Origin of the sequence: Pseudomonas sp. L13, assembly GCF_009935965.1 — a bacterium.
Lineage (GTDB): Bacteria > Pseudomonadota > Gammaproteobacteria > Pseudomonadales > Pseudomonadaceae > Aquipseudomonas > Aquipseudomonas lactis.
In genome coordinates, this window is the sequence record NZ_QODJ01000141.1 from 1 (window position 1) to 1,018 (window position 1,018).

Sequence of the window (1,018 nt, forward strand, 5' to 3'; positions counted from 1 at the left end):
AGGCCGACCCGGCGCTGGTGGCCCAGGCTCGCCAGGTGTTGCTCAGCCAGTTGGGCCAGCGCAATGCGCAGGCCGCGCTGTACCGCAAGGTGCTCGACATTGCGGCCAATCAATACCCGGCGTTGAGCCTGCACGGCATGGTCGGTGAAACCGATGCTTCGGCGCTGTTCACCACCACCGCCAGCGTACCGGGCGTCTTTACCCGGCAGGCATGGGAAGGCCGGGTGCGCCAGGCCATCGATGAGATCGCCGAAGCACGCCGCGAGGAAATCGACTGGGTGCTCAGCGACAGTCAGACCGACATCGCCAGCGAGCTGACCCCGCAGATGCTCAAGGCGCAACTCACCGAGCGCTACTTCCAGGACTACGCCAGCGCCTGGCTGGACTTTCTTAACAGCCTGCGCTGGCGCAAGGCCGAGGGTATGGGCGATGTGATCGACCAGTTGACCCTGATGACCGACGTGCGCCAGTCGCCGCTGATTGCGCTGATGAACACCCTGGCTTACCAAGGCCAGGCCGGCATGCGTACGCAAGCCTTGGCCGACTCATTGATGAAGTCGGCAAAAGACCTGCTCGACCAGGACAAGGTGCCGCTGATCGACCAGCAAAGCCAGGTACCGCGTAGCCCATTGGAAGGCACCTTCGGGCCGCTGCTGACCCTGCTCGGCAAAGACGCCGAAGGCCAGGCCGACAGCGAGCGCCTGAGCCTGCAAGCCTTCCTCACCCGCGTGACGCGGGTGCGCCTGAAGCTGCAACAAGTGAGCAGCGCCTCCGACCCCCGGGAAATGACCCAGGCCCTGGCGCAGACGGTGTTCCAGGGCAAGAGCGTGGACCTCACCGACACCCAGTCCTACGGCAGCCTGATCGCCGCCAGCCTCGGCGCGGAGTGGGGCGTGGTCGGCCAGACGCTGTTTGTGCAGCCACTGGCGCAGGCCTGGCAGCGGGTGCTGCAACCTTCGGCGGCAGGGCTCAACAACCAGTGGCGTCGGGCGATTGTCACCGACTGGCAGGGCGCGTT

General features: G+C 65.9%; 1 protein-coding gene. It reads left to right on the forward strand.

The genetic code is table 11. The annotated features are described in order from the left end of the window. The coding region (locus DK871_RS29835; RefSeq protein WP_306109911.1) for an ImcF-related family protein at nt 1-1,018 on the forward strand (1,018 nt) is incomplete at both ends.